Below are 21,090 nucleotides of genomic sequence, written 5' to 3' on the forward strand. Positions count from 1 at the left end.
CAACGCCTGGTGGCCGCGGTACCGCAAGACCATCCCACCCATTAGCCTCCGTAGATATCTCGGCGGGTGCAGAAGGAGTGGGAATGACTGACGGTTACGAAGGCCGCTGCTGCGGCGACGACACGGCCACCTCCGCCGTGAGTCGCCGCACGATGTTACGCGCGGCGGTGCTGGGTGCGGGCGCCATCAGCGCCGGTGGCCTGCTGGTTCCCGAGGCCGCGCAGGCCGCGCCGTCGATCTACAACCCGTTCGGCGCCTACCCGATCACCGACACCTGGGAGGGCCACCTCCGCCGCGGGTCACTGGGCGGCATCGACTTCGGGATGGGGGTGGGCACGGCGTTGCCGGCCTGCGGCGCCGGCACCATCCAGAACATCCCCAACAACGGCACGGGCGGGCACACCGTCACGATCCAACACGCGGACGGGTACCGCAGCCAGTACCTGCACCTGTCGCAGTTCCTGCTCGGCAACGGTGCCAGCGTGGGCGCGGGCACGATCGTGGGCCGCTCCGGCGGCGCGGCCGGCGCACCCGGCTCGGGCAGCTCGACAGGCCCACACCTGCACTGGCACATGATCGACCCGTCCGGCACCCGGATCAACCCGCTGGTCTTCATCCAGCAGAACCCGGCCGACCAGCCCCGTCAGGTGTTCGAGGCGGCCAGCAACACCGGCTGGCGCGCCCTGCCGGTCTCCGGCAGCGCGGGCGCGGTCACCGGAACGGCGACGACCGCGATCACCCTCGGATCCACGAAGATCCTCTACACCCTCAACGGCGGCCGGGTCCACGAGGCCGCCAGCAACGCCGGCTGGACCAACCTGTGGACCGGCATCCACGGCGCACAGGGCACCGCACTGGCCGCGATCAACCTCGACGGGGTGAAGCTGGTCTACAACGTCGTCGACGGCTACGTGCACGAGGCCGCCAGCAACAACGGCTGGCGCAACCTCAACACCGGCATCGGCGGGGCAAGCTCGTCGTCGATCTCGGTGATCACGCTGAACGGCGTCAAGTACGTCTACAGCATCGTCGGCGGGTACGTCCACGAGGCGCACAGCGCCAACGCCTGGCGGAACCTGAACACGGGCATCCCGGCCTCGGCGGTAGCGGCGATCACACTGGGCAACACGAAGATCCTCTACACACTGAACGGCGGCCGGGTCCACGAGGCCGCCAGCAACGCCGGCTGGGCCAACCTGTGGACCGGCATCCACGGCGCACAGGGCACCTCGCTGGCCGCGCTCAACGTCAACGGGGTGAAGCACATCTACAACGTCGTCGACGGGTGGGTGCACGAGGCCGTCAGCAACAACAGTTGGCGCAACCTCAACAGCGGAGTCCGCGGCACACGGGCGGCGGCACTCGGTCTGAATGGCGTCAAGCTGATCTACGCAGCCTGAGTCGCCCTCCGCGCCGCGAACCCCCCTTCGCGGCGCGGAGCACCACTTCTCTCAGCGGATCCCAGGCAGCGCGCCGGTCAGGGGCGGCCGTTGATGCTCGCTCGGGCGCGGAGCCCGGCGCGTGGTCCCTGGGGGAATCGGGCGGGTGGCATCGAGTGCGAATGCCAACCGATGAACGCGGGAACGTGTCCGCAGGTGATGAAGCTTTGTGGAGTCCCGCGCCAGCGCAGGGCGCCAATGAGACCGCCAGTCGAGAGCGAGGTTCGTTTGCCCGACTGTGGTCCTGGGCTGGGAAGACAGGGGTCCGGGTGGCAGGGTGAACCGGGACCACTCCCTGCCACCCCAGTTGAGTGCCCGGGTCGCTAGACTGGGCCCTCGCGCCCCCGTAGCTCAGGGGATAGAGCATCGGTTTCCTAAACCGTGTGTCGCAGGTTCGAATCCTGCCGGGGGCACCGTGAAGATCGGCCAGAACTGGCTCTGCGACTACTGGCCGTCCCGATCGTTAGCGGGCGACCTGTCCAGGGTGTGCGTCGACTCGACGAGGCGAGGCGTGGGCGCTTTCGGGGCGCGCGGTCGGTGCCGCGCTGCTGCCAGGTGACCTCGGATGTGTTCGACAAACCTAGGCGTACCGCCCCTGCTGAGACAATCAAGCAACTCGTCAACGTTCAGTTGGGGCTTGCCGGCGGGCACGCTTCGCCAGCGCAACCTCGGATCTTCGCTGCTCAAGCCCCTGATGACCGGCCTGCACGCCATCTTTGCGCTGCCATAGCCGGTGGTCGGTCCAATCAGCCCGCCGCCGTGCCTGGCGCTGGTCGATCCGGCCCGTCATCGATTTCGGCGCACCTTTGGGCGCCGGAGGGCCGGGCGGCACGGCGGCGCTCGGTGAGCCGTCGCGCCTTCACCGCGTTGCCGCAGTCGGCCATGCGGCACCAGCGGCGGGAACCGTTGCGGCTCTGATCGAGGAACAGCCAGTCACAACCACCTTCGAGCACCGGGCAGCGGCGCACCCGGGTCAGGTCGGCTGTCAGCATGACGTCGAGGGCGGCCTCGGCGATCCGGTCGGGCACCAGCATGGCCGGCGCCGTGCCGTAGACCAGTCGCACCTGCGACGAGTCGAGCACGAATCTCGCTCGGGCGGCCGCGCCGGACCAGCGCTGATGTAGTGCGACAAGGGCGGCACCGGCCACGATGGGGTCACCCGCCGTGTCACCGTTCGCGTCGGTGATCGCCGCGAGCATCACGAGGTACAGCCCCTCACGGATGTCCCGCACGGCGGCCAGTCCCGCGTGCGCGGCGGCTGGCTCGTCGTGCCACGCCCGGCCCACCTGGTCGGCCTCCGCGTCGCTGATCACGCCCACCCGGACCGACCAGCGCAGCAGAGCGGAACTGTCGGACAGGAAGTCGTGCGGCGACTCGCCCCCTCGCTCCAGCGTGTTGGCCAGATCGAGTGCCGGGTGACCGCCGACCAACGGTAGTTGGCACACGTCGAGTGGCATACCGGCGATGCTACCACCTAGACCCTTTAAGGCGGTTACATTCTTCGCTGGCTCTTCGCATCTGCTCTCGACACATCGAGACCAGCAAGGAATCCACAACTAGCTATGCTACCGTCAAAACCCATTTAGCCGGGATCACGACGGCCCATCGCCCTGGCTGATCGCTACACCTCGTCCAGGATCTGGGAGGTCGCCAATGGTGCACCAACGACGCGCGGTCTATGCCCTCGCCGCGTTGTCCGCAGCCACTTTCTGTTACGTCACCACCGAAGTGCTTCCGATCGGGTTGCTCACGCTGATCGCCCCAGACCTGGGACGCTCCAGGTCTGAGGCCGGTCTGCTGGTGACCGGGTACGCGGTGGTGGTCATGATTGTGGCGCTCCCGCTGACCCGGGTCACTCGGCGTGTGCCCCGGCGTCCGCTGCTCGCCGGCGCCCTCGGCGTGTTCGCCGCGGCGACGACGGTGTCGGCCTTCGCAACCTCCTACGAGGTGTTGCTCGCCGCGCGGCTGGTGTCCGCCACCACAAACGGTGTCTTCTGGGCTGTGGTGTTCCCGGTGGCGATCTCGATGTTCCCCGCGAACATCCGGGGCCGCATCGTGGCTCGGCTGTCGATCGGCAACGCGCTCGGCCCGGTCCTCGGCGTACCGCTGAGCACCTGGTTGGGAGGGCAGGCCGGGTGGCGGGCGGCCTTCGTCGCGATGGCCGTCTTCGGCTTCGTCACCTGCGTCGCGGTCGCCCTGCTCCTACCGAGCGTCACACCGCAAGAGAGTGCGGGCGACATCGGGCCGATGCCGGACCGGCCACGCTTCGTCGTGCTCCTCCTCGCCACCGTCCTCGCGGTCACCGGCGCCATGGGCGCGTTCACCTACATGACCGTCTTCCTCCTCGACGTCAGCGGGTTCGCCGCGGCGTCTCTCGGCCTGCTGCTCTTCGTTCAAGGCTCGTTCGGCGTCGCCGGCACCTGGGCGGTCGGCCGGGTCCTGGACCGCTTTCCGCTCGGTGTCGTGCTGGTCCTACTCGGGCTCCTCACCGCCGCGATGCTCGGCCTCTCTGGAGTTGGCTCGAGCAAGGTATTGACGATCCCGTTGCTCGCCGTGGCGGGGATGTCGTTCAGTTCGCTGATCGCGGGAGTCCAGCACCGCGTCATGCAGGTGGCCCCGTCGACCACCGACATGGCGTCGGCCAGCCTCAGCGTCGCGTTCAACTTCGGCCTCGCGGCCGGCTCGTTGATAGGCGCGGGTCTGCTGGCGACGGCCGGTGTGCGCGTCATCCCGTTGTTCGGTGGCCTGCTGACAGCCGTGGCGATCGCCTTGCTCGCCGGCCACGAAATGTCCCGCAGGAGAGGGAGGAACCACGAGCCTGACCACAGCGGTTGGTCGGTACGACCGAACCACAGCCGCGGTGCCGAGAAGCCGCAGGCCACCACCGTGCGGACATAGATCGCGGGGCGTCCCCTGAGCTGACGGGGGGGTGCGAGCGCTACCTGGGTGGCACAGAGCGGCCCGGCGCGGAGAGTGTCCTCCGTGCCGGGCCGCCGCATCGGGTGGAATCAGCTGGTCACGCAGTCGGCCAACACGCCGGGGCCGGTGCCGGTGCCCTGGAAGCCGAAGTTGGTCGACTGCCGGCCGAGGACCCGTCCGTTGTAGCTCACGTTGGTGAACCCGACGGTTCCGCTGGTGCCGCTGACCTGCGCGTTCCAGGCGCTGGTGACCGCGCCGCCGGGCAGCGCGACGGACACGGTCCAGCCGTTGATGTCCGACTTGCCGGCGGTGACCGTCACGCTCGCTGTGAAACCGCCAGCCCACTGGTTGACCGCGATCGACGCGTAGCAGCCGTCACCGGCCGGCGGAGTGGTGGTCGGCGGAGGGGTGGTCGGCGGCGTGGTCGTCGGCGGGGTCGTGGTCGGGGGAGTGGTAGTCGGCGGGGTGGTGGTGGGCGGGTTGGGCGCGCCGTTGGCCAGGCTGAAGGCCAGGTCGGGCTGGAACGAACCGGCAGTGAAGCGGCAGCCGTCCGCCTCCCCCGGCGGCTTCACCCACAGGTACGCGTCGATGTTGCTGTCACCCGTGTTGGTCGTCGGGTACTGCCCGATGCGTCGGTCGGTGTTGTCGTCGCCGCACCAGTCCCCGCTGGCACCCCCGTTACGGCTGGTGTCGATGACCTGGCGCTTGCCCGAGACCCCCATGCCGTTGAGCGCGGAGATGACCGCCCGACCGAAGTTCGCCTCGCTGGAGGTGGAGTTGTAGTTCGACACGTTGGTGAAGAAGCCGTCGGCGTACTGCACGCCGGCCGCCCGGAGGCGGTTGGCCGTCTCACCGGCGCTGTTCCAGGTGGAGTGGCCGCCGTCGAGGTAGACCTTGGCGTTGGGGTTACCTGACTTGATGGTCCGGGTGGCCGTCGAGATCGCCTCGTTGCGCGCGTTGATCTCGGCGCTGCTCAGGCACGTCAGCAGAGCGAGCGAGTCGGTTTCCAGGATGATGATGACGGTCTGGTTGCCCAGTCCCCTGGCGAAGTTGGACACCCACGTCTGGTACTGGTTGAGGTCGGGCGCCCCACCGGCGCTGGCCCCGCCGCAGTCCCGGTTGGTGATCTCGTAGACGGCCAGGACCGGGATCTGCTGCGCTGCGTTGGCGGCACCGATGAACCCGGAGACCTCGGACTGCACTGTCGAGGGGTTGAAGTTGGCGAACCAGCGTGCCTGCGGCTGACTCGCGATCTTGTCGCGGATGACGGCCGTGCGCGAGTCGCCGGGGTTGGCGGCGACCCAGCGGACGACTGCCGAACTCGGGTCGCGGTAGAGCGACCCGGACAGCGTGCCGGCGGAGGCGCTGCTGACGGCGAGGCAGACGCCGACGGCGGTGGCGCCCGCGACGGCCGCCACGCTGATGGCGGCCGATCTGCGGCGGAGCGAGGAGAGGATAGCCACGACGTGTTGCCTCCAGATCACATAGATGTATCTAAGTTCATGGGAGCGTTCCCATGGACGTTAGCGGAGGCGCGCACCGCTGCCAAGGTGTGAACACCCGTCGATGGGTTGGAGATCCGCGTTCGGGCCCATGTCTGATTGTCACGACCGGCAGGAGGTCAGGAGCCGTAGATGCTGACCTTCAGCTTTTCTCGAATGGCCGCCGCCTGCACCTCGTCGCGTCCGTTGTAGACATCCAAGGCCTGATGCCACACCTTCCACGCGGAGGCGAGGTCACCCGCCGCCTCGTAGGTGTCGCCGAGGCGGGCCAACGCGCTGGCTTGGAGGGTGGTCTCACCAACCTCCGTAGACAGGTCGACCGCGCGCCGCCCACAGGAGAGCGCCTGGGCGTGGTCACCTCGTTGGTGGTGAACATGCGCCAGGCTGTCCCACACGTACGCCTCACCGTGGAGGTCGCCCAGGCGTTGCGTGAGAGTGACGGCGCGTCCGCAGTAGTCAAGAGCGCGGGTGTGGTCCCCCAGCAGGCTGTGATACCACCCGACCGCATTGAGCGCGCTGGCTACGCCGGCTTCGGGGCCCACACGCCGGTAGAGGTGCAACATTTGTTCGGCGTGCGCCAGCGCGTCACCGTAGCTTCCCTGGCGCTCGGCCAACCAGGACAGATTGCTGTGGACCTGCGCCTGTCCCGTCCGATCCCCGATCTCGACGTACAGATTCAGGGCAGAGCCGTGGTGCTGGCGGGCACGGTCGTAGTGCCCCAGGCGGGTGTGGGCGTTGGCGAGGCCGCGATGACAGCGCGCCTCGGCCCTGCGGTCCTTCAGCCGCTGCGCGGCGACGAGACCCGTGGCCTCGACCGCGGCCCACTCGTGCCACCACCCGAGCCGGTTGAGGAAGGTGGTCAGTGTCCAGCCAAGTTGCCATGCGTGCGAGTCGAACCCGTTCGACGCTGCCATGTCGACCGCCATGACGAGTGCCCGCCGTTCGTGCGTATACCAGGCGAACGCCGCGTCGCTGTCAGCGAGGATCTCCGTGGTCACGCCGGGCTGCGGCGCCGCGAGGTCGATCGAGTCACGCCGGTGCGGATAGATCAGCCGATCGGCGACATGGGCGGTGTGCAGGTAGTGGTCGAGCATCCGATGCCGCGCGGCGCGTCGATCGCGCTCGGTCTCGTGGACATCGACGAGTTCGCGCGCGTACGCGCGCAGGAGATCGTGGAGCGCGTACCGGTCGGTCGAACGCCGCTCGACCATGTGGACGGCTACCAGGTCGGCCAGCAGTCGACTGGTCTGGTCCAGCGGCAGTCCGGCCAGGCTGGCGCAGGTCGAGACGGCCATCTCCAGGCCGTGGTGCAGGCCGAGCAGGCGAAACAGTCGGGCGTGTTCGGGGCTGAGAGCGCGGTAGGAACCGGAGAGAACTGTGCGGAGGTCGGAGCCCGGATCGTCTCCGGCAAGGACGTCCAGGTCCTTGCCGCTCCCGAGGCGACTGGCGAGGACCTCGATCGAGAGCTGGGCGTCGGTGGCCGCACGCGCCGCGACGATGGCCAGCGCCAGGGGTAGTCCCGCACACCGGCGGATGATCTGGTCGACGGCTTCCGCGTCCCGCACGACCCGGGCGACGCCGAGGCGGCGGGTGAGCAACTCGTGCGCTTCCACCTCGGTGAGCATGTCGAGTGCGACGGGTTGAGCCCCTTCGTTCACGACGAGTCCGGTGAGCCGGTTTCGGCTGGTGACCACGACCAGGCAGGACGGGCTGCCCGGAAGCAGTGGGCGTACCTGTGCCGCGTCGCGGGCGTTGTCCAGCACTACCAGCACCCGCCGGTCGGCCAGGACACTGCGGTAGAGACTCGCCTGGCCGTTGAGCCCGGGAGGTATCCGGTCCGGCGGAACGTTCAACGCTTCCAGGAAGTCTCGGAGGACGTCGGTCGACTTGAGGGCCGCCGTTCCGTCCGGGCCGAACCCGTCCAGGTTCACAAAGAGCTGCCCGTCCGGGAAACGGTCACGGACCCGATGTGCCCAACGGACGGCCAGCGTGGTCTTGCCGACACCGGCGTGGCCCACGATGGACAGGACCGTCGGGCGCGGCTGGTCGGTGGGATCGGTCGCCAGAGCCCCATCCAACTCGGCCAGACTGGCGGAACGGCCGACGAACAGGGCCCCTTGCATGGGAAGTTGAGCCGGGCGAACAGGTGTCGCACCGGCGCCGGACGCAACGGCGACGCCACCGGGACGCGCCGACGGGTCGAGGGCTCGGTCTTGCCGAAGAATCGCCTCGTAGGTCTTCCGCAGTTCGTCGCCCGGGTCGACGCCCAGTTCGTCGGCGAGCGTGGAAGCCACGCGCTGGTACGCCTCGATCGCCTCGGCCTGCCGTCCGGACTGGTAGAGGCCTGTCATCAGCATTGCCGCGAGCCGCTCGCGCAGCGGATGTCTCGCCACCAGATCAGTCAGTTCGGCGACCACGGCAGCCCCGGCGCCGAAGGTCAGCTCGCACTCCAGACACTCTTCGAGAACCGCGATGCGCATCTCCTCCAACACGGCTGCCTCGCGCTCCAGGACGATGCCGTTCAGATCCGCGAGCGCGGGACCCCGCCACATCGACACCGCCTGACGCAGCACGACAGCAGCCTTGCGCTTGTCATCGAGCGCCATGAGGCGCCGCCCCTCGGACACGGCGTCCTTGAATCGGGCAAGGTCCAGCTGACTCGCGTCGACCCGAAGCCGGTAGTTGGCGCGCTCACCAACCAGCAGATGCGCCGCACCGTAGCGATCAAGTGTGCGACGTAGCTGCCAGATTCCGCTGTGGATCTGGTTGCGAGCTGTCGCGGGCGGGTCCCCGCTCCAGGCGACGGCGATCAGGTCCGCGGCGGACACCAGCTGACCATGGCGGAGGAGCAGACCGGCCAGCAGCCTTCTCTGCCGCTCGCCGCCCATCTCTACGCGTTGGTCACCAACGCGAACCTCCAGGGGCCCGAGCACCATGAAGTCGATCGGCACCGCCACGATGACACCCCCGATGTGCGGATCGGCCCGTAGGGTAGTCATCCGGTATCACAGTGTCAAGATCGAGCTTCGCTAGTCGTCGTAAATCGTCTGAAGACCGCCCCCGGGACGGGCCCGGCTCGTCCCCGGGGCGGCGGTCCGATCAGACCCGAGCCAGCCCCAGCGCCCGCACGTCGACGGCGACGTCCGGGCCGTAGGAGTCGGCGATGCGGCGCTCGAAAGCAGCGGCGTCGACCGTGTATTCCTGCGGGCCCTCGACCTCCAGCACGTGCGCCGCCAGTACGCAGCCCACCTGTGCCGCGCGCTCGATGGGCAGGTCGGCGGCGAGCGCGGCGAAGAAGCCGGCCCGGAAGCCGTCGCCGACACCGGTCGGGTCGACGATGCGGCCCACCCGCGCCGCCGGCACCAGGAAGTCACAGTCCTGACCGGTGACGCGTACCCCGTTGGCGCCCAGGGTCACGACCCGCACGCCCACGCGGCGCAGGATGTCGTCCTCACTCAGCCCGGTCTTCGACTCCAGCAGCGCCGCCTCGTACTCGTTCGTCAACAGGTAACCAGCACCGTTGATCATGGCCTCGATGTCGGCCGACGGCATCCGGGCCAGCTGCTGTGACGGGTCCGCGGCGAAGGGCAGGCCCAGCCGGCGGCAGGCGGCGGCGCGGGCGAGCATCGTGTCCGGGTTCTCCGCGGCGACGATGACGAGCCCGAGCCCGCCAGCCCGCGCGGCGACACCGTCGAGGCTGATCCGGTCGGGCTCGCCCATCGCGCCGGGGTAGAAGGACGCGATCTGGCAGAGGTCGGTGTCGGTGGTGCAGATGAACCGGGCTGTGTGTGCGACGGAGCTGACCTGCACCTCCGAGCAGTCGACCCCGTGCCGCTCCAGCCAACTGCGGTAGTCCCCGAAATCGCCGCCGACCGCGCCGAGCAGCACCGGCCGGTGCCCGAGTTGAGCGAGCCCGAAGGCGATGTTGGCAGCGACCCCGCCGCGCCGGACGACCAGGTCGTCGACGAGGAACGAGAGCGAGACGGTGTCGAGGCTGCCGGCGATGAGTTGCTCGGCAAACCGCCCCGGGAAGCGCATCAGATGGTCGGTCGCGATCGAGCCAGATACGGCGATCATGCGAGGCGCGCCCTCTCAGTAGCGGTAGTGGTCGGGCTTGTACGGCCCCTCGACCGGGACACCGAGGTAGTTGGCTTGTTCCTTCGTCAGTTCGGTGAGGCGGACACCCAGCGCGGAGAGGTGGAGTCGGGCCACCTTCTCGTCCAGGTGCTTCGGAAGGGTGTGGACACCGATCGGGTACTGGTCGGTGGTGGTGAACAGCTCGATCTGCGCGATGGTCTGGTTGGCGAAGCTGTTCGACATCACGAAACTCGGATGCCCGGTGGCGTTGCCCAGGTTCAACAGCCGACCCTCCGACAAGACGATGATCGAGTGACCGTCCGCGAACCGCCACTCGTCCACCTGCGGCTTCACAGTGATCCGCTCGACGTCCCCGCGCTTCGCGAGACCAGCCATGTCGATCTCGTTGTCGAAGTGGCCGATGTTTCCCACGATCGCCTGGTGCTTCATCCGCGCCATGTGCTCGTTGGTGATGACGCTGAAGCAGCCCGTCGCCGTCACGAAGATGTCGGCGGTCTCGACAACGTCGTCGATGGTCGCGACCTGGTAGCCGTCCATCGCTGCCTGCAGGGCACAGATCGGGTCCACCTCGGTCACGATGACCCGCGCTCCCTGACCACGCAGACTCTCGGCGCAGCCCTTACCGACGTCGCCGTACCCGAACACCACCGCGACCTTCCCACCGATCAGCACATCGGTGGCCCGGTTGATCCCGTCGATCAACGAGTGCCGGCAGCCGTACTTGTTGTCGAACTTGCTCTTGGTCACCGAGTCGTTCACGTTGATCGCCGGGAACAGCAGGCTTCCTGCCTGCTGCATCTCGTACAGCCGGTGCACACCGGTAGTGGTCTCCTCGGTCACCCCCTTGATCCCGGCGGCGACCCGCGTCCAGCGACCGTTGTCCTCCCGCAGCGACTGCGTCAGCACACCGAGGATGACCTCGTACTCCTCGGAGTCGGCGCTCTCCGGCGACGGAACCGCCCCGATGGCCTCGAACTCGGCGCCCTTGTGCACCAGCAGCGTGGCGTCACCGCCGTCGTCGAGAATCATGTTCGGGCCCTGCCCGTCCGGCCAGAGCAGCACCTGCTGGGTGCACCACCAGTACTCGTCGAGGGACTCGCCCTTCCAGGCGTAGACCGGGACACCCGCCGGGGCTTCCGGGGTGCCGGTCGGGCCGACAACGATCGCTGCCGCCGCGTGGTCCTGGGTCGAGAAGATGTTGCAGGACGCCCACCGGACCTGCGCGCCGAGGGCCACCAACGTCTCGATCAACACCGCCGTCTGGATGGTCATGTGCAGCGAGCCGGTGATCCGCGCACCCTTCAACGGCTGCCGCGAGGCGTTCTCCCTCCGGATCGACATCAGACCCGGCATCTCATGCTCGGCCAGTTCGATCTCCTTACGCCCGAAGGCCGCCAACGACAGATCCGCCACCTTGAAATCGCTGAAGTTGCCAGTCATGTCCGCACCCTCCCGCACCAGTGTCGAGGACCGTTGGAGTCCCGTTCAACCGCGCCCGTGCTCCACACACCGAGCCACTGCGGGCCCGGGTGCGGAGCAGGCGCCGTCAGGAGTTGCGACTGGCCGGGTCGACCCTGGCGTACGTGAGCAGGTCGGCCATCGTGAACTGGCCCGAGAAGCGGGCGGGCAGGGTCGGGCGCCAGTTGGGCTGCACCTTCAGGTAGCTCGCCGGGTCCAGCTGGGCGACGCCGATGAGCACCTCCGCCACGATTCGCCCCCCTACCGCGCCCAGCGAACCGCCGCCGGCCTGGAGTTGTGCCTCCTTGAGGATGTAGTAGAAGAGCGGGGTGTTGGAGTCCAGGCCGAGGCCGTACCCACTGAGCTCCGGAAAGTTGAAGCTGCCGAGGGCGGGCGCCCCGATGTGTGCGGCGACCCGCTGGCCCGATGGGATGCCGAAGGTGAGCTGACGGAGCAGGTCACGTCCGAGCAGGTTGGCCGACGGCGAGCCGGCCGGCGGTGGGGGCAACGGAAAGCCGAACAGCGGCGTCGAGTTGCGGACGTCGATCCACTTGCTCCACCGCACCTGGCCGTCGAAGAACTGGAACCAGAACTGGTGGTCGAGGTAGCGACGGGCGGCCCGCTTCCCGCCGCGCAGGTCGGCCGGGTCGGCGCCGCTCAGCGCCGGGTCGAAGAGCATGGCGTAGAACTCGTCGCCGCCGTTGCCGGTCCGGTTGACCAGGTAGGCCGGTCGTGGCTGGCTGTGGCCGAAGCGGAACGCCGCCGCGGTGAACTCGACCGGGATGAACGTCGCGTTCGGCTCCGGCTTGTAGAAGCGACGGCCGCCGTTGAGCACTGTGAAGACAGTGCCCGGGCCGGCGATCAGCGGAAGGAACTCGTTGAGCACGATCCACTGGTAGTGCCAGGTGACGAGTTGCCGGGCGGCGCCGAAGACCTGTGCCGCCGGTGTGCCCTGTGCGCGCACCAGGTCGACCACCCGGTTGTGGAAGAGGATGAACGCCGCCGTGATCTGCGCGATCGGCAGATTCTCGTCGTTGCGGACGTCGAACACGATCGCCCTGCCACTGGAGTTGCGGGGCAGGTCCTCGAAGCGTCCACCGGACTCGATCTTGAGTTTGGCGGGATCGGCCGAGTTGTACAGCTCCGGGTTCCCGGTCGGCCCGCCACCGTAGAGCGAGTCGAGGTCGAGGGCCGGCGTCCGCGGGTTGGGCACGGTGGTCGGGTCGACCGGCGTGCCCAGTGGCGCCGTCGTCTCGAAGGCCAGGTCGTGGTCGATGAACTGCCCGAAGTACGTCATGCCCTGCGGGATCGAGAAGTTGTCGGGGTTGTTGATGCTGTGCTGCTGCTGGTCGGCGAGCGCCTCCGCGCCGACGGTGAGCGGGTCGCGGGCGTCCATCGGGCCGCCGACGCGCGACAGGTCGATCAGCGCGTTCCGCATCTGGTTCGTCGCGGACCCGAACGCCGGCAGCGACGGGAACATCCGACCGAACCGGTTGGAGAACGCGGCCGCCGCCGGCGTCGCGTCGAGCAGGACTCCCCCGGTGCCGGCCACGAGCGCCCCCGCGCCGACTCCGGCCAATAATCGCCGTCGGCTGACACCTCGAGAAGCGTTGTCAATTGCCATGTCGGCCACCTTCCGTCCGCGGGCGCCCGCGTGGACGCACGGGCCGCAAACCCGCGAACCGGCAGCAGTGTGAACCCTTCGGTTAGTGGCGCCCTGGAGCTTCGGTGGTGTCCGGCTGGAGGCCGGTGAGCATGGTGTCGACAAGCGAGGTGTCGTGTTTCGCGGCGCGGAACAGCGGGTGGTCGAGCGTCGATCGGAGGAAGTCCCGGGTGGTGGCCACACCGGGCCCTTCGATGGCGCACTCGTCGAGCGCCCGGGCCATCCGGGCCAGGGCCTGGGTGCGGTCGGGCGCCCAGACGACCACCTTCGCGAGGAGGGAGTCGTAGTCGGCCGGGACCCGGTAGCCGGCGTACCCGTGTGTGTCGACCCGGACGAACGGGCCGGCGGGCAGGTCGAAGCGGGTCAGCTCACCCGGCGTCGGTACGAAGCCGCGCGCCGGGTCCTCGACGTTGACGCGACACTCGATCGCCGTGCCGCGCGGCGTCACGTCGGCCTGGGTCAGCGCCAGCCGCTCGCCGGCCGCGACGAGGATCTGTTGCCGCACCAGGTCGACGCCGGTCACCAACTCGGAGACCGGGTGCTCGACCTGGAGCCGGCAGTTGACCTCCATGAGGTGGAAGTCGTCCCCACCGCCGACCAGGAACTCGAAGGTGCCCGCGCCGACGTAGCCGACACCGAGCGCGCCGGTGACCGCGGCGGCGGTCATCCGGTCGACCATGTGTTGCGGCAACCCGGGCGCGGGTGACTCCTCGATCAGCTTCTGGTGACGCCGCTGCACCGAGCAGTCGCGCTCGCCCAGGTGGATGCCGTTGCCGTAGCGGTCGGTCAGCACCTGCACCTCGACGTGGCGGGCCGACTCGAGGTAGCGCTCGATGTAGACCCGGTTGTCGCCGAAGAGCAGCTGCGCCTCGGCCCGCGCGGAGGCGAACTCACCCAGGAACGAGGCCGGGTCGCGGACCACCCGTACGCCCCGGCCGCCGCCACCGGCGACCGCCTTGATGATCAGCGGGAAACCGATCTCCTCGGCGACCCCGCGGGCGTGGGCCGCCGACTCGACGGCGTCGGTCGTACCGGGGAGTACGGGCAGGCCGAGGCCCGCCATGATGCCCCGCGTCCGAGCCTTGTCCCCCAGCGCGGCCATCACGGCGGGCGGCGGCCCGATGAACGTGATCCCGTCGGCCTCGCAGATCTCGGCGAAGTCCGGGTCCTCGGAGAGGAAGCCGTAGCCCGGGTGGATGGCGTCGGCCCCGGTGCGGCGGGCCGCCTCGATGATGGCCGGGGCGCTCAGGTAGCTGCGCCGGCTCGGACCCGGCCCGATCTGGACGGCTTCGTCGGCCAGCCGCACCACCGCCGAGTCCCGGTCGACCGTCGAGTAGACCGCAACGGTACGCAACCCCATCTCCCGGCAGGTCCGGGCGATCCGGACCGCGATCTCGCCCCGGTTGGCGATCAGCACCGACTCGAACACTGGGTCAGCCCTCCGACACAGCTAAGGCGATCAACCGTTCGCCGTACTCGACCGGGGTCGAGTTGGGCACCAGCACCTTCACCACCTCGCCCGCGCGGTCGGCTTCCACCGGAATCATCATCTTCATCGCTTCGAGAATCGCGACCTGCTGGCCGGGCACGACCTGGTCGCCCTCACTGACGAACGGGTCGGCGCCGGGCGACGGGGCGAGGTAGAGCGTCGCGACCATCGGCGCGCACACGTAGTGCAGGCCGGCGTCGGCCTCCACCGGCGGGGCCGCCGGGGCGGCCGCCACCCCGGGTGCGCCGTCCGGCCACTCCACCTCGACCACCAGGTCACCGTGCTGGAGCCGGGCGCGGCGGACCGGACCAGGCGTCGACCCGATCAGCCGCGCGAGACTGCGGACCGCGGCATCCAGCGGGTCGCCGTTACCCTCCGGCATTCGTCAAACCTCCGATCTGTCGGAAGCGGGCCCGGCGCTGGGCCCGCACCTCCTCGCGGTTGAGACCAGCCAACTCCGCGAACGCGTCGACGACCGCCCGGTGTACGGCCGACGCCGTCGCCCCGGGATCGGCCGGTGCCCCGCCGGGTGGTTCGGGGACCACCCCGTCGACGACGCCGAGCGCCAGCAGGTCGCCGGCCTGGAGCTTGAGCTGCTCGGCGGCCTCGTCGGCCCGACCCGAGTCGTTCCAGAGGATCGCGGCGCAGCCTTCCGGGCTGATCACCGAGTACGTCGCGTTGGCGAGCATCAGCACCCGGTTGCCGACGCCGAGGGCGAGCGCACCTCCGCTGCCACCCTCGCCGGTCACTATCGCGACGACCGGAACCGTCAGCCCGGCCATCAGCCGGATGCTGTCGGCGATGGCGAGGGCCTGCCCGTTCTCCTCCGCGGAGATGCCGTGGTAGGCGCCGGGCGTGTCGATCAGCGTCACGATCGGCGTGCCGAGCTTCTCGGCCAGGCGCATCAGCCGGGCCGCCTTGCGATAGCCGGCCGGTGTCGCCATGCCGAAGTTGCGGCTGGCCACCTCGGCGACCGTGTGGCCCTTCTGATGGCCGATCACCACTGTGGGCCGGCCGTCGATCAGACCGAGGCCGCCGACGATCGCCGGGCAGTCACTCGCCAGCCGGTCGCCGTGCAGCTCCACGAAACCGTCCACGAAGTGGCCGATGTAGTCGAGTGTGGATGGTCGGCCGAGGTCGCGGGACAGCGCCACGACCGCCCACGGGTCCGCCGACTCGGGGGGCGTGGTGGCCCGTACCGGGTAAGGATCCGGCGCGGACCGGTCGGCCCCCGCGAAGGCCAGCAACCGGCCGATGGTCGGCCGCAGGTTCGACCGGGGCACCAGGTCGTCGAGCATGCCGCGGGCGAAGAGGTACTCGGCGGTCTGGAAGCCGGCCGGCAGCGGCTGACGCAGCGTCTGCTGGATGACCCTCGGCCCGGCGAAGCCGAGGCGCGCACCCGGCTCGGCGAGGATGACGTCGCAGAGCGTCGCGAACGATGCCGCGACACCACCGTAGGTCGGGTCGCTGACCAGCGAGATCGTCAACACCCCGGCCTCGTCGAGGGCCCCGAGCGCCGCGCTCGTCTTGGCCATCTGCATGAGCGACAACACGCCCTCCTGCATCCGGGCGCCGCCGGAGGCGCTGACGATCAGCAGCGGCGTACGGGTTTCGAGCGCCAACTCGGCGGCCCGGGTGATCCGCTCGCCGACGCCCGTGCCGAGGCTGCCGCCGAGGAACCGGAAGTCCATGACCGCAGCTATCAACGGTTGCCCCTCGACAGTGCCCCGGACGCAGACGACCGCCTCGTCGAGCCCGGTACGTCGGCGGGCGGCCTCGATCCGCTGCGGGTAGGGCCTGGTGTCGACGAACCCCAGCGGATCGCCCAAGGCGCCGACCGGTGGCAGCTCCTCGACCGAGTCGAGATCGAAGAGTTGCTCGATCCGCTGGTGTGCGGTGACCTGGTCGTGGTGGTCGCACTCCGGGCAGACGCCCAGGTTGCGCTCGACCCGGCGCTGGTAGAGCAGCGCCCGACAGCCCGGGCAGATCAACCAGCTCTTGCCGACGGGCGTGTTGACGGTGGCGGTCATGACTGTCCGCGTTCGGCCGCGGCCTTCTCCACGATCTCCCGGATGCGTGCCTGCTGCTCACGTGTGGTCCGGTTGAGGTGGGCGGTCATGCCCTCGTCGTCGGCGTGCCCGCCCGCCCGCATCTCGAAGTCCTGTACCCACCGCATCCGCACGCCGCCGTCCGGGATCTCGGTGTACTCCCAGAACAGGTTCATGTACTTGAAGGCGCCGGTCTCCAGCCGCCGTGCCCGCACCACCCGGTCGCTGCGGTCGGGCACCCGCTCGGAGACCCAGCTCCAGACCCGGCCGGCCGGGTCGGGGTGCATGGTCAGGCGGAAGACGACGGCCCCGTCGGCGGACGTCGAGAGCACTTCGGTGCTGGCGTACTCGCTGAACAGGGAGGGCCAGTTGGGGATGTCGTTGGTCAGATCCCAGACGAGGTCGAACGGTGCGTTGATGACGACCGCGTTGTCAGTGTGTCCGGCCATGGGGTCACCGATCCGCGAGTCGTTGGTTGACGTAGTCGACGGCGAGCCGCGGCGTCTTCATGATCGACACAGCGTCGTCGGGGATGCGCACCTCGTACTCCTGCTGCACCCGCGCCGCCAGCTCCAACAGCGCGAGCGAGTCGTAGCCGAGGTCGTCGAACGGCGCGTCGAGCGTCGCCGGATCGGCCCAGTCGGTCTGCTCGACCACGCCGGAACTGGTCTCCAGGATCCGACGCAGGTCGTCGAGGGTCAGTTGGCTCATGAGGTTCCTCCCGTCGGTCGCTGCCACCCGTCGCGCACGCCGCCGACCTGCGGCACCGGCGACTCGGGGTGCGGGACCTCCTCGGTGTCGACGTGGCCCAGCTCGGGGCGCGGGGCCAGCGGGCTGATCTGGAACACGATCAGCGCGGTCTCGCCACCGGCGTTGACGATGCGGTGCCGCTGGCCGCGACGGACCATGAGAGCCTCGTCGGGCGCGAGCTTGACCTCCGCGCCGTCGACGCGGATCACCACCTCGCCGCGCACCAGATAACAGAACTTGTCCGAGTACGGGTTGTACTGCTCCGCCAGGAACTCGCCCGGCTCCAGCCGGACCGTGCCCATGAAGCCCTCCGTCGCGTCGACGGTCTTCGGGCTGAGCAGGATCCGCACCTCGCCGCCGATCCGGTTGATGCCGGGCACGTCGGTGGCGGCGACCTTCACGATCGGTTGCCGATGCATGATCATCCCTTCTCTGCGACGAGCACTCGGAACGGCAGGTCCGTCGGGTGGACGGCGGCCGGGCCGAAGCCCGCCGCTGCGAGGGCCCGGTTGTAGGCGGCGACGGAGTGCGACTCCCCCTCGAAGGTCCAGACCAACATCAACACCGAGAAGAGGTACGGCGCCGGGTCCAGTGCCGGCGACTCGTCGCCAGTGGTGAAACCGACGATGACCAGCCGCCCACCCGGCTTGACCACGGAACCGAGCCGGGCCACCAACTCGTGCACCCGCTCCTCGGAGAAGTGGTGGGTGACGTTGGTGAGCAGCGCGACGTCGTAGGGGCCGCCGAGATCGGTGGTGAACATGTCACCCGGCAGGAACGACGCCCGGTCGCGCACGCCGAGCCGCTCGGCGTGCTTCTCCGTCACGGCGAGCACGTTGGGCCAGTCCAGCGAGGTCACCGCCGCCTGGGGGTTGTGCTGCGCGAGGGTGTAGCCGTAGACGCCGTGGCCACAGGCGACGTCGAGGATGTCGAGTTCGGCGCGCTCCTTCGTCCACGGCGCGAGCGCCTCGGCCATCACCTCGGCGGTCGGCTGCGCGACCTTCGTCGCGTAGGCGGCGAAGTCCTCCCAGTAGGTGTACTCCGGGGTCTCGGCGTGCACGTCGAGCACTGTGCCGCCGGCCCGCACGGCGGCGCTGAGGTCGCGCAACGCGTCCCACTCCCAGTCGCTCGACATCACCTTGACCATGCCGCCCAGGTAGTCCGGACGGGTGCTGACCAGGTGGTCGGCGGCCGCCGGGGTGAGCGAGAAGTGCTCGCCGGTCCGGTCGGTGAGGCGGATCGCGGTGAGCGCGTCGAGCAGGATGCGCGCCCCCCGTGGGTGGATGCCGAGCTGCGGGGCGAGCCCGCTGGCCGTGGCCGGGCCTGCGGCGAGCGCGTCGAACACACCCAGCTCGACACCGGTACGCAGCAGGCTCGTCTTCTTGTATGCCTGCATCATGTCGTTGATGTCGCGGCGGGTCAGCGTCACGTGATGCTCCCTGTCTCGGGGCTCCAGGTGTAGAAGGGCGTGGCCTTCGAGTCCTGCAACTCGGTCATGCTGTCCGGGGCGTAGCGCTGCAGGTAGGCCGAGAGCCGCCGGTTGACGTCCTGGAAGTCCGCGCGGGCTCGGGCCGCGAGGAGCTTGTCGAAGACGTCGGTGTCGGCCTCGAGCAGGTGCATGTAGAGGTCCTGGTACTGGAAGAGCGTGCGCCGCGAGATGCCGACGACGTGGGGCATGTCGCCCTTGTCGTGCTCGGCGAAGAGCTCGGCGACCGCGTCGGCGTGACCGGGGGCCATCCGCATGACCATGAGGGCGCGGTAGGACATGTGCTCACGCTCCCCGCAGGATCGTGGCCAGGGCGGCGGCAAGGGTCTGCGCCTGGTCGTCGACCGGGCCGGCGCTGCGGAAGGCGACGATCCCGTCGGGGCGTACCAGCAGCGCCCCGCCGTGGCCGACTCCGCAGCTCGCGAGCCACGAACCGTCGTCGGCGAGGTCACCGTCGGGGCCGGCGGTCAGCGCCTTGATCGGAAGCCCGGTCTCCGCCGAGACCGCCTCGGCCGCCGCCAGCCAGGCGTCGTCGCCCGGAGCCGTGGCCAACGTCCAGCCCTCGGTCAGCACGTCGATAGTGGAGACCCGAGCGCCGTCGTGGTCCACCCAGCCGTGCGGGGCACGCGATCCGGGTTGGCCGGTGAAGGTCAGCTCGCGGGGCAGCAGCTCGGTGTCGGCGGGCGCGCCGACGATCGCGTTGGAGGTGTAGCGGTAGCCCATCGTCACGATGACGAAGTCCCGGTAGGCGGCCTTGTCCTCGTCGGCGAGCTGGCCCCGGGTGCGGAAGAGCATCCACGCCTGGTCGGCGGTAGCGGCGCCGACCGGACGACGCTCGGCTTCGTAGGAGTCGAGCAGGCTCTCGTCGGCCCGCCCCGCAAGGACGTCGGCGAGCTTCCACGCCAGGTTGTGCGCGTCCTGGATGCCGGCGTTGACGCCGAAGCCGCCGGCCGGCGGGTGGGCGTGACACGCGTCGCCGGCGAGGAAGACCCGCCCTGACTGGTACGCGTCGGCGACCATGTGCCGCGCGTCCCAGGGCTGGGCCGACTCGACCTCGACCTCCAGCTCGGGGTCACCGGCCGCGATCCGGGCCAGTTCGACGCAGCGTTCCGGTGTGAAGTCGGCCGGCGACTGCCCCCGCTCGGGGTAGTAGTTGACGCCGAACATCCACCGCCCCGGCTCGATGAAGAGCAGCAGACCCTGGGCGAGCTGGTTCATCAGGTAGATCAGCGTGAACCGGGGTGCCGACTCGGGCAGGTCGACCTTGGCGCGGAAGATGATGCTGACGAAGTTCCCGGCGACACCGTTGCTGCGGTCTCCGATCTCAAGCATGTTCCGGACCGGGCTCTTCACGCCGTCGGCCGCGACGACGTAACGCGCCCGGATGGTGCGTGTGGTGCCGTTGTCGTTGACTGTCGCGGTCACCCCGTCCTGGTCCTGGGTCAGCCCGATCAGCTCGTTCTGGAAGCGGATGTCCGCGCCCGCCTCGACGGCTGCGTCGTGGAGCAGGGGCTCGTAGTGGTCCTGGCCGCACCAGATCGGCCAGCTCGGCGTGAACGGGTCGTAGTCGACGTCGTGCGCCTCCATGACGAACGACTTGTGGAGATCGGCCAGGGACTGGGCGCCGAGCATGACCAGTGGCGTGGCGCGGCCGGCGCGGACGAGGTCCAGTTCGGCGCCCGGCCCGACGATCTTCATGCCGGCCTGCTGCACGGCCGGTTCCAGGCCGACGGTGCGGAAGATCTCCACAGTGCGGGCGTGCAGACCGGTCGCGCGGGGGATCGTCGACAGCCGGGGCCGACGTTCGACAAGGATCGGCCGGATCCCCTTGCGGGCCAGGAAGAGCGCGGTCGACAAACCGACCGGGCCGCCGCCGACGATCAGGACGTCGGTGCTTCCGTCAGACATGAGCGTCCTCCGTGTAGACGACTTTGTAGAGGTGGCGTTCCGGCGTGGCGATCGCGCGTACCTCGCCGAAGTGAGGGTGGACCTCGGGGTTCTGGAGCATCGCCGTGAAGTGCTCTTCGCTCTTCCACTGCGCGTAGTTGACGACCCGGGTTCCGTCGAGGCTGGCGTGGATGTTCGCCGACACGAAACCGTCGACCTTGGACATCACCGCGTCGGTGGCCTCGATCAGGATGTCGACGAGCTTCTGCTGGTTGGCCGGCTCGACGGTGAAGACGTTGACCATCGTCACGACCGGCTGGTCGATGCCGATGTGTGCCATTGCGGGCTTCC

General features: G+C 69.4%; 18 protein-coding genes and 1 tRNA gene. 3 read left to right on the forward strand and 16 right to left on the reverse strand.

The features are described from left to right. Window positions 1-83 precede the first annotated feature (83 nt). Window positions 84-1,400: a M23 family metallopeptidase gene (locus OG992_RS17460; protein WP_266303747.1), complete on the forward strand. Its 1,317-nt coding sequence runs from the start codon at window positions 84-86 to the stop codon at window positions 1,398-1,400. A gap of 379 nt (window positions 1,401-1,779) precedes the next feature. Beyond that, window positions 1,780-1,852 (forward strand) — tRNA-Arg (locus OG992_RS17465). A gap of 333 nt (window positions 1,853-2,185) precedes the next feature. Here OG992_RS17465 and OG992_RS17470 read toward each other — a convergent pair. Continuing rightward, window positions 2,186-2,896: a CGNR zinc finger domain-containing protein gene (locus OG992_RS17470; protein WP_266303748.1), complete on the reverse strand. Its 711-nt coding sequence runs from the start codon at window positions 2,894-2,896 to the stop codon at window positions 2,186-2,188. 196 nt (window positions 2,897-3,092) lie between these two features. Between OG992_RS17470 and OG992_RS17475 the strand changes: the two genes are divergently transcribed. Beyond that, on the forward strand, window positions 3,093-4,337 hold the full coding sequence (locus tag OG992_RS17475) for an MFS transporter (protein ID WP_266303749.1): 1,245 nt from the start codon (window positions 3,093-3,095) through the stop codon (window positions 4,335-4,337). A 110-nt stretch (window positions 4,338-4,447) separates the two neighbouring features. Here the strand turns inward: OG992_RS17475 and OG992_RS17480 are convergent, their stop codons facing one another. The 15 genes from OG992_RS17480 to OG992_RS17550 all read right to left on the reverse strand — a co-directional run bounded on the left by OG992_RS17480 (window position 4,448) and on the right by OG992_RS17550 (window position 21,079). Next, on the reverse strand, window positions 4,448-5,821 hold the full coding sequence (locus OG992_RS17480) for a glycoside hydrolase family 6 protein (RefSeq protein ID WP_266303750.1): 1,374 nt from the start codon (window positions 5,819-5,821) through the stop codon (window positions 4,448-4,450). 158 nt (window positions 5,822-5,979) lie between these two features. Beyond that, window positions 5,980-8,859: a BTAD domain-containing putative transcriptional regulator gene (locus OG992_RS17485; protein ID WP_266303751.1), complete on the reverse strand. Its 2,880-nt coding sequence runs from the start codon at window positions 8,857-8,859 to the stop codon at window positions 5,980-5,982. 100 nt (window positions 8,860-8,959) lie between these two features. Further along, window positions 8,960-9,937 (reverse strand): carbohydrate kinase family protein, encoded by a 978-nt coding sequence (locus OG992_RS17490; RefSeq protein WP_238683674.1) that lies wholly within the window; start codon window positions 9,935-9,937, stop codon window positions 8,960-8,962. 15 nt (window positions 9,938-9,952) lie between these two features. Continuing rightward, the gene (gene ahcY / locus OG992_RS17495) at window positions 9,953-11,398 is read right to left on the reverse strand and encodes an adenosylhomocysteinase (protein ID WP_238683675.1); all 1,446 of its coding nucleotides are present in this window, start codon (window positions 11,396-11,398) and stop codon (window positions 9,953-9,955) included. Between the two features lie 106 nt (window positions 11,399-11,504). Further along, window positions 11,505-13,040: a peroxidase family protein gene (locus tag OG992_RS17500; protein ID WP_266303752.1), complete on the reverse strand. Its 1,536-nt coding sequence runs from the start codon at window positions 13,038-13,040 to the stop codon at window positions 11,505-11,507. Between the two features lie 82 nt (window positions 13,041-13,122). Continuing rightward, window positions 13,123-14,508, reverse strand: coding sequence for an acetyl/propionyl/methylcrotonyl-CoA carboxylase subunit alpha (locus OG992_RS17505; RefSeq protein ID WP_238683677.1), 1,386 nt, complete (start codon window positions 14,506-14,508; stop codon window positions 13,123-13,125). Window positions 14,509-14,512: 4 nt separating this feature from the next. Next, the gene (locus OG992_RS17510) at window positions 14,513-14,950 is read right to left on the reverse strand and encodes a biotin/lipoyl-containing protein (protein ID WP_266303753.1); all 438 of its coding nucleotides are present in this window, start codon (window positions 14,948-14,950) and stop codon (window positions 14,513-14,515) included. Continuing rightward, a complete protein-coding gene (locus tag OG992_RS17515) occupies window positions 14,937-16,598 on the reverse strand; it encodes an acetyl-CoA carboxylase carboxyltransferase subunit alpha (protein WP_266303754.1) in 1,662 nt (553 codons plus the stop codon). Before OG992_RS17515 ends, OG992_RS17510 begins: the two co-directional genes overlap by 14 nt. Then, window positions 16,595-17,065, reverse strand: a complete 471-nt coding sequence (locus OG992_RS17520; protein ID WP_238683679.1) for an SRPBCC family protein — start codon at window positions 17,063-17,065, stop codon at window positions 16,595-16,597. Before OG992_RS17520 ends, OG992_RS17515 begins: the two co-directional genes overlap by 4 nt. A gap of 4 nt (window positions 17,066-17,069) precedes the next feature. Next, the gene (locus OG992_RS17525) at window positions 17,070-17,327 is read right to left on the reverse strand and encodes an acyl carrier protein (RefSeq protein ID WP_091394916.1); all 258 of its coding nucleotides are present in this window, start codon (window positions 17,325-17,327) and stop codon (window positions 17,070-17,072) included. Then, complete coding sequence (locus tag OG992_RS17530; RefSeq protein WP_238683860.1) at window positions 17,324-17,788, reverse strand: cupin domain-containing protein; 465 nt, start codon at window positions 17,786-17,788, stop codon at window positions 17,324-17,326. Before OG992_RS17530 ends, OG992_RS17525 begins: the two co-directional genes overlap by 4 nt. Next, the gene (locus OG992_RS17535) at window positions 17,788-18,795 is read right to left on the reverse strand and encodes a methyltransferase (RefSeq protein WP_266303755.1); all 1,008 of its coding nucleotides are present in this window, start codon (window positions 18,793-18,795) and stop codon (window positions 17,788-17,790) included. The genes OG992_RS17530 and OG992_RS17535 overlap by 1 nt, the downstream gene beginning before the upstream one ends. Beyond that, the gene (locus tag OG992_RS17540; RefSeq protein WP_266303756.1) at window positions 18,792-19,133 is read right to left on the reverse strand and encodes a TcmI family type II polyketide cyclase; all 342 of its coding nucleotides are present in this window, start codon (window positions 19,131-19,133) and stop codon (window positions 18,792-18,794) included. The genes OG992_RS17535 and OG992_RS17540 overlap by 4 nt, the downstream gene beginning before the upstream one ends. 4 nt (window positions 19,134-19,137) lie before the next feature. Further along, window positions 19,138-20,760: an FAD-dependent oxidoreductase gene (locus OG992_RS17545; RefSeq protein ID WP_266303757.1), complete on the reverse strand. Its 1,623-nt coding sequence runs from the start codon at window positions 20,758-20,760 to the stop codon at window positions 19,138-19,140. Next, on the reverse strand, window positions 20,753-21,079 hold the full coding sequence (locus OG992_RS17550; protein ID WP_210781784.1) for an antibiotic biosynthesis monooxygenase: 327 nt from the start codon (window positions 21,077-21,079) through the stop codon (window positions 20,753-20,755). Before OG992_RS17550 ends, OG992_RS17545 begins: the two co-directional genes overlap by 8 nt. Window positions 21,080-21,090: the final 11 nt, after the last annotated feature.

Origin of the sequence: Micromonospora sp. NBC_00362 (assembly GCF_026342155.1) — a bacterium.
GTDB lineage: Bacteria > Actinomycetota > Actinomycetes > Mycobacteriales > Micromonosporaceae > Micromonospora > Micromonospora hortensis.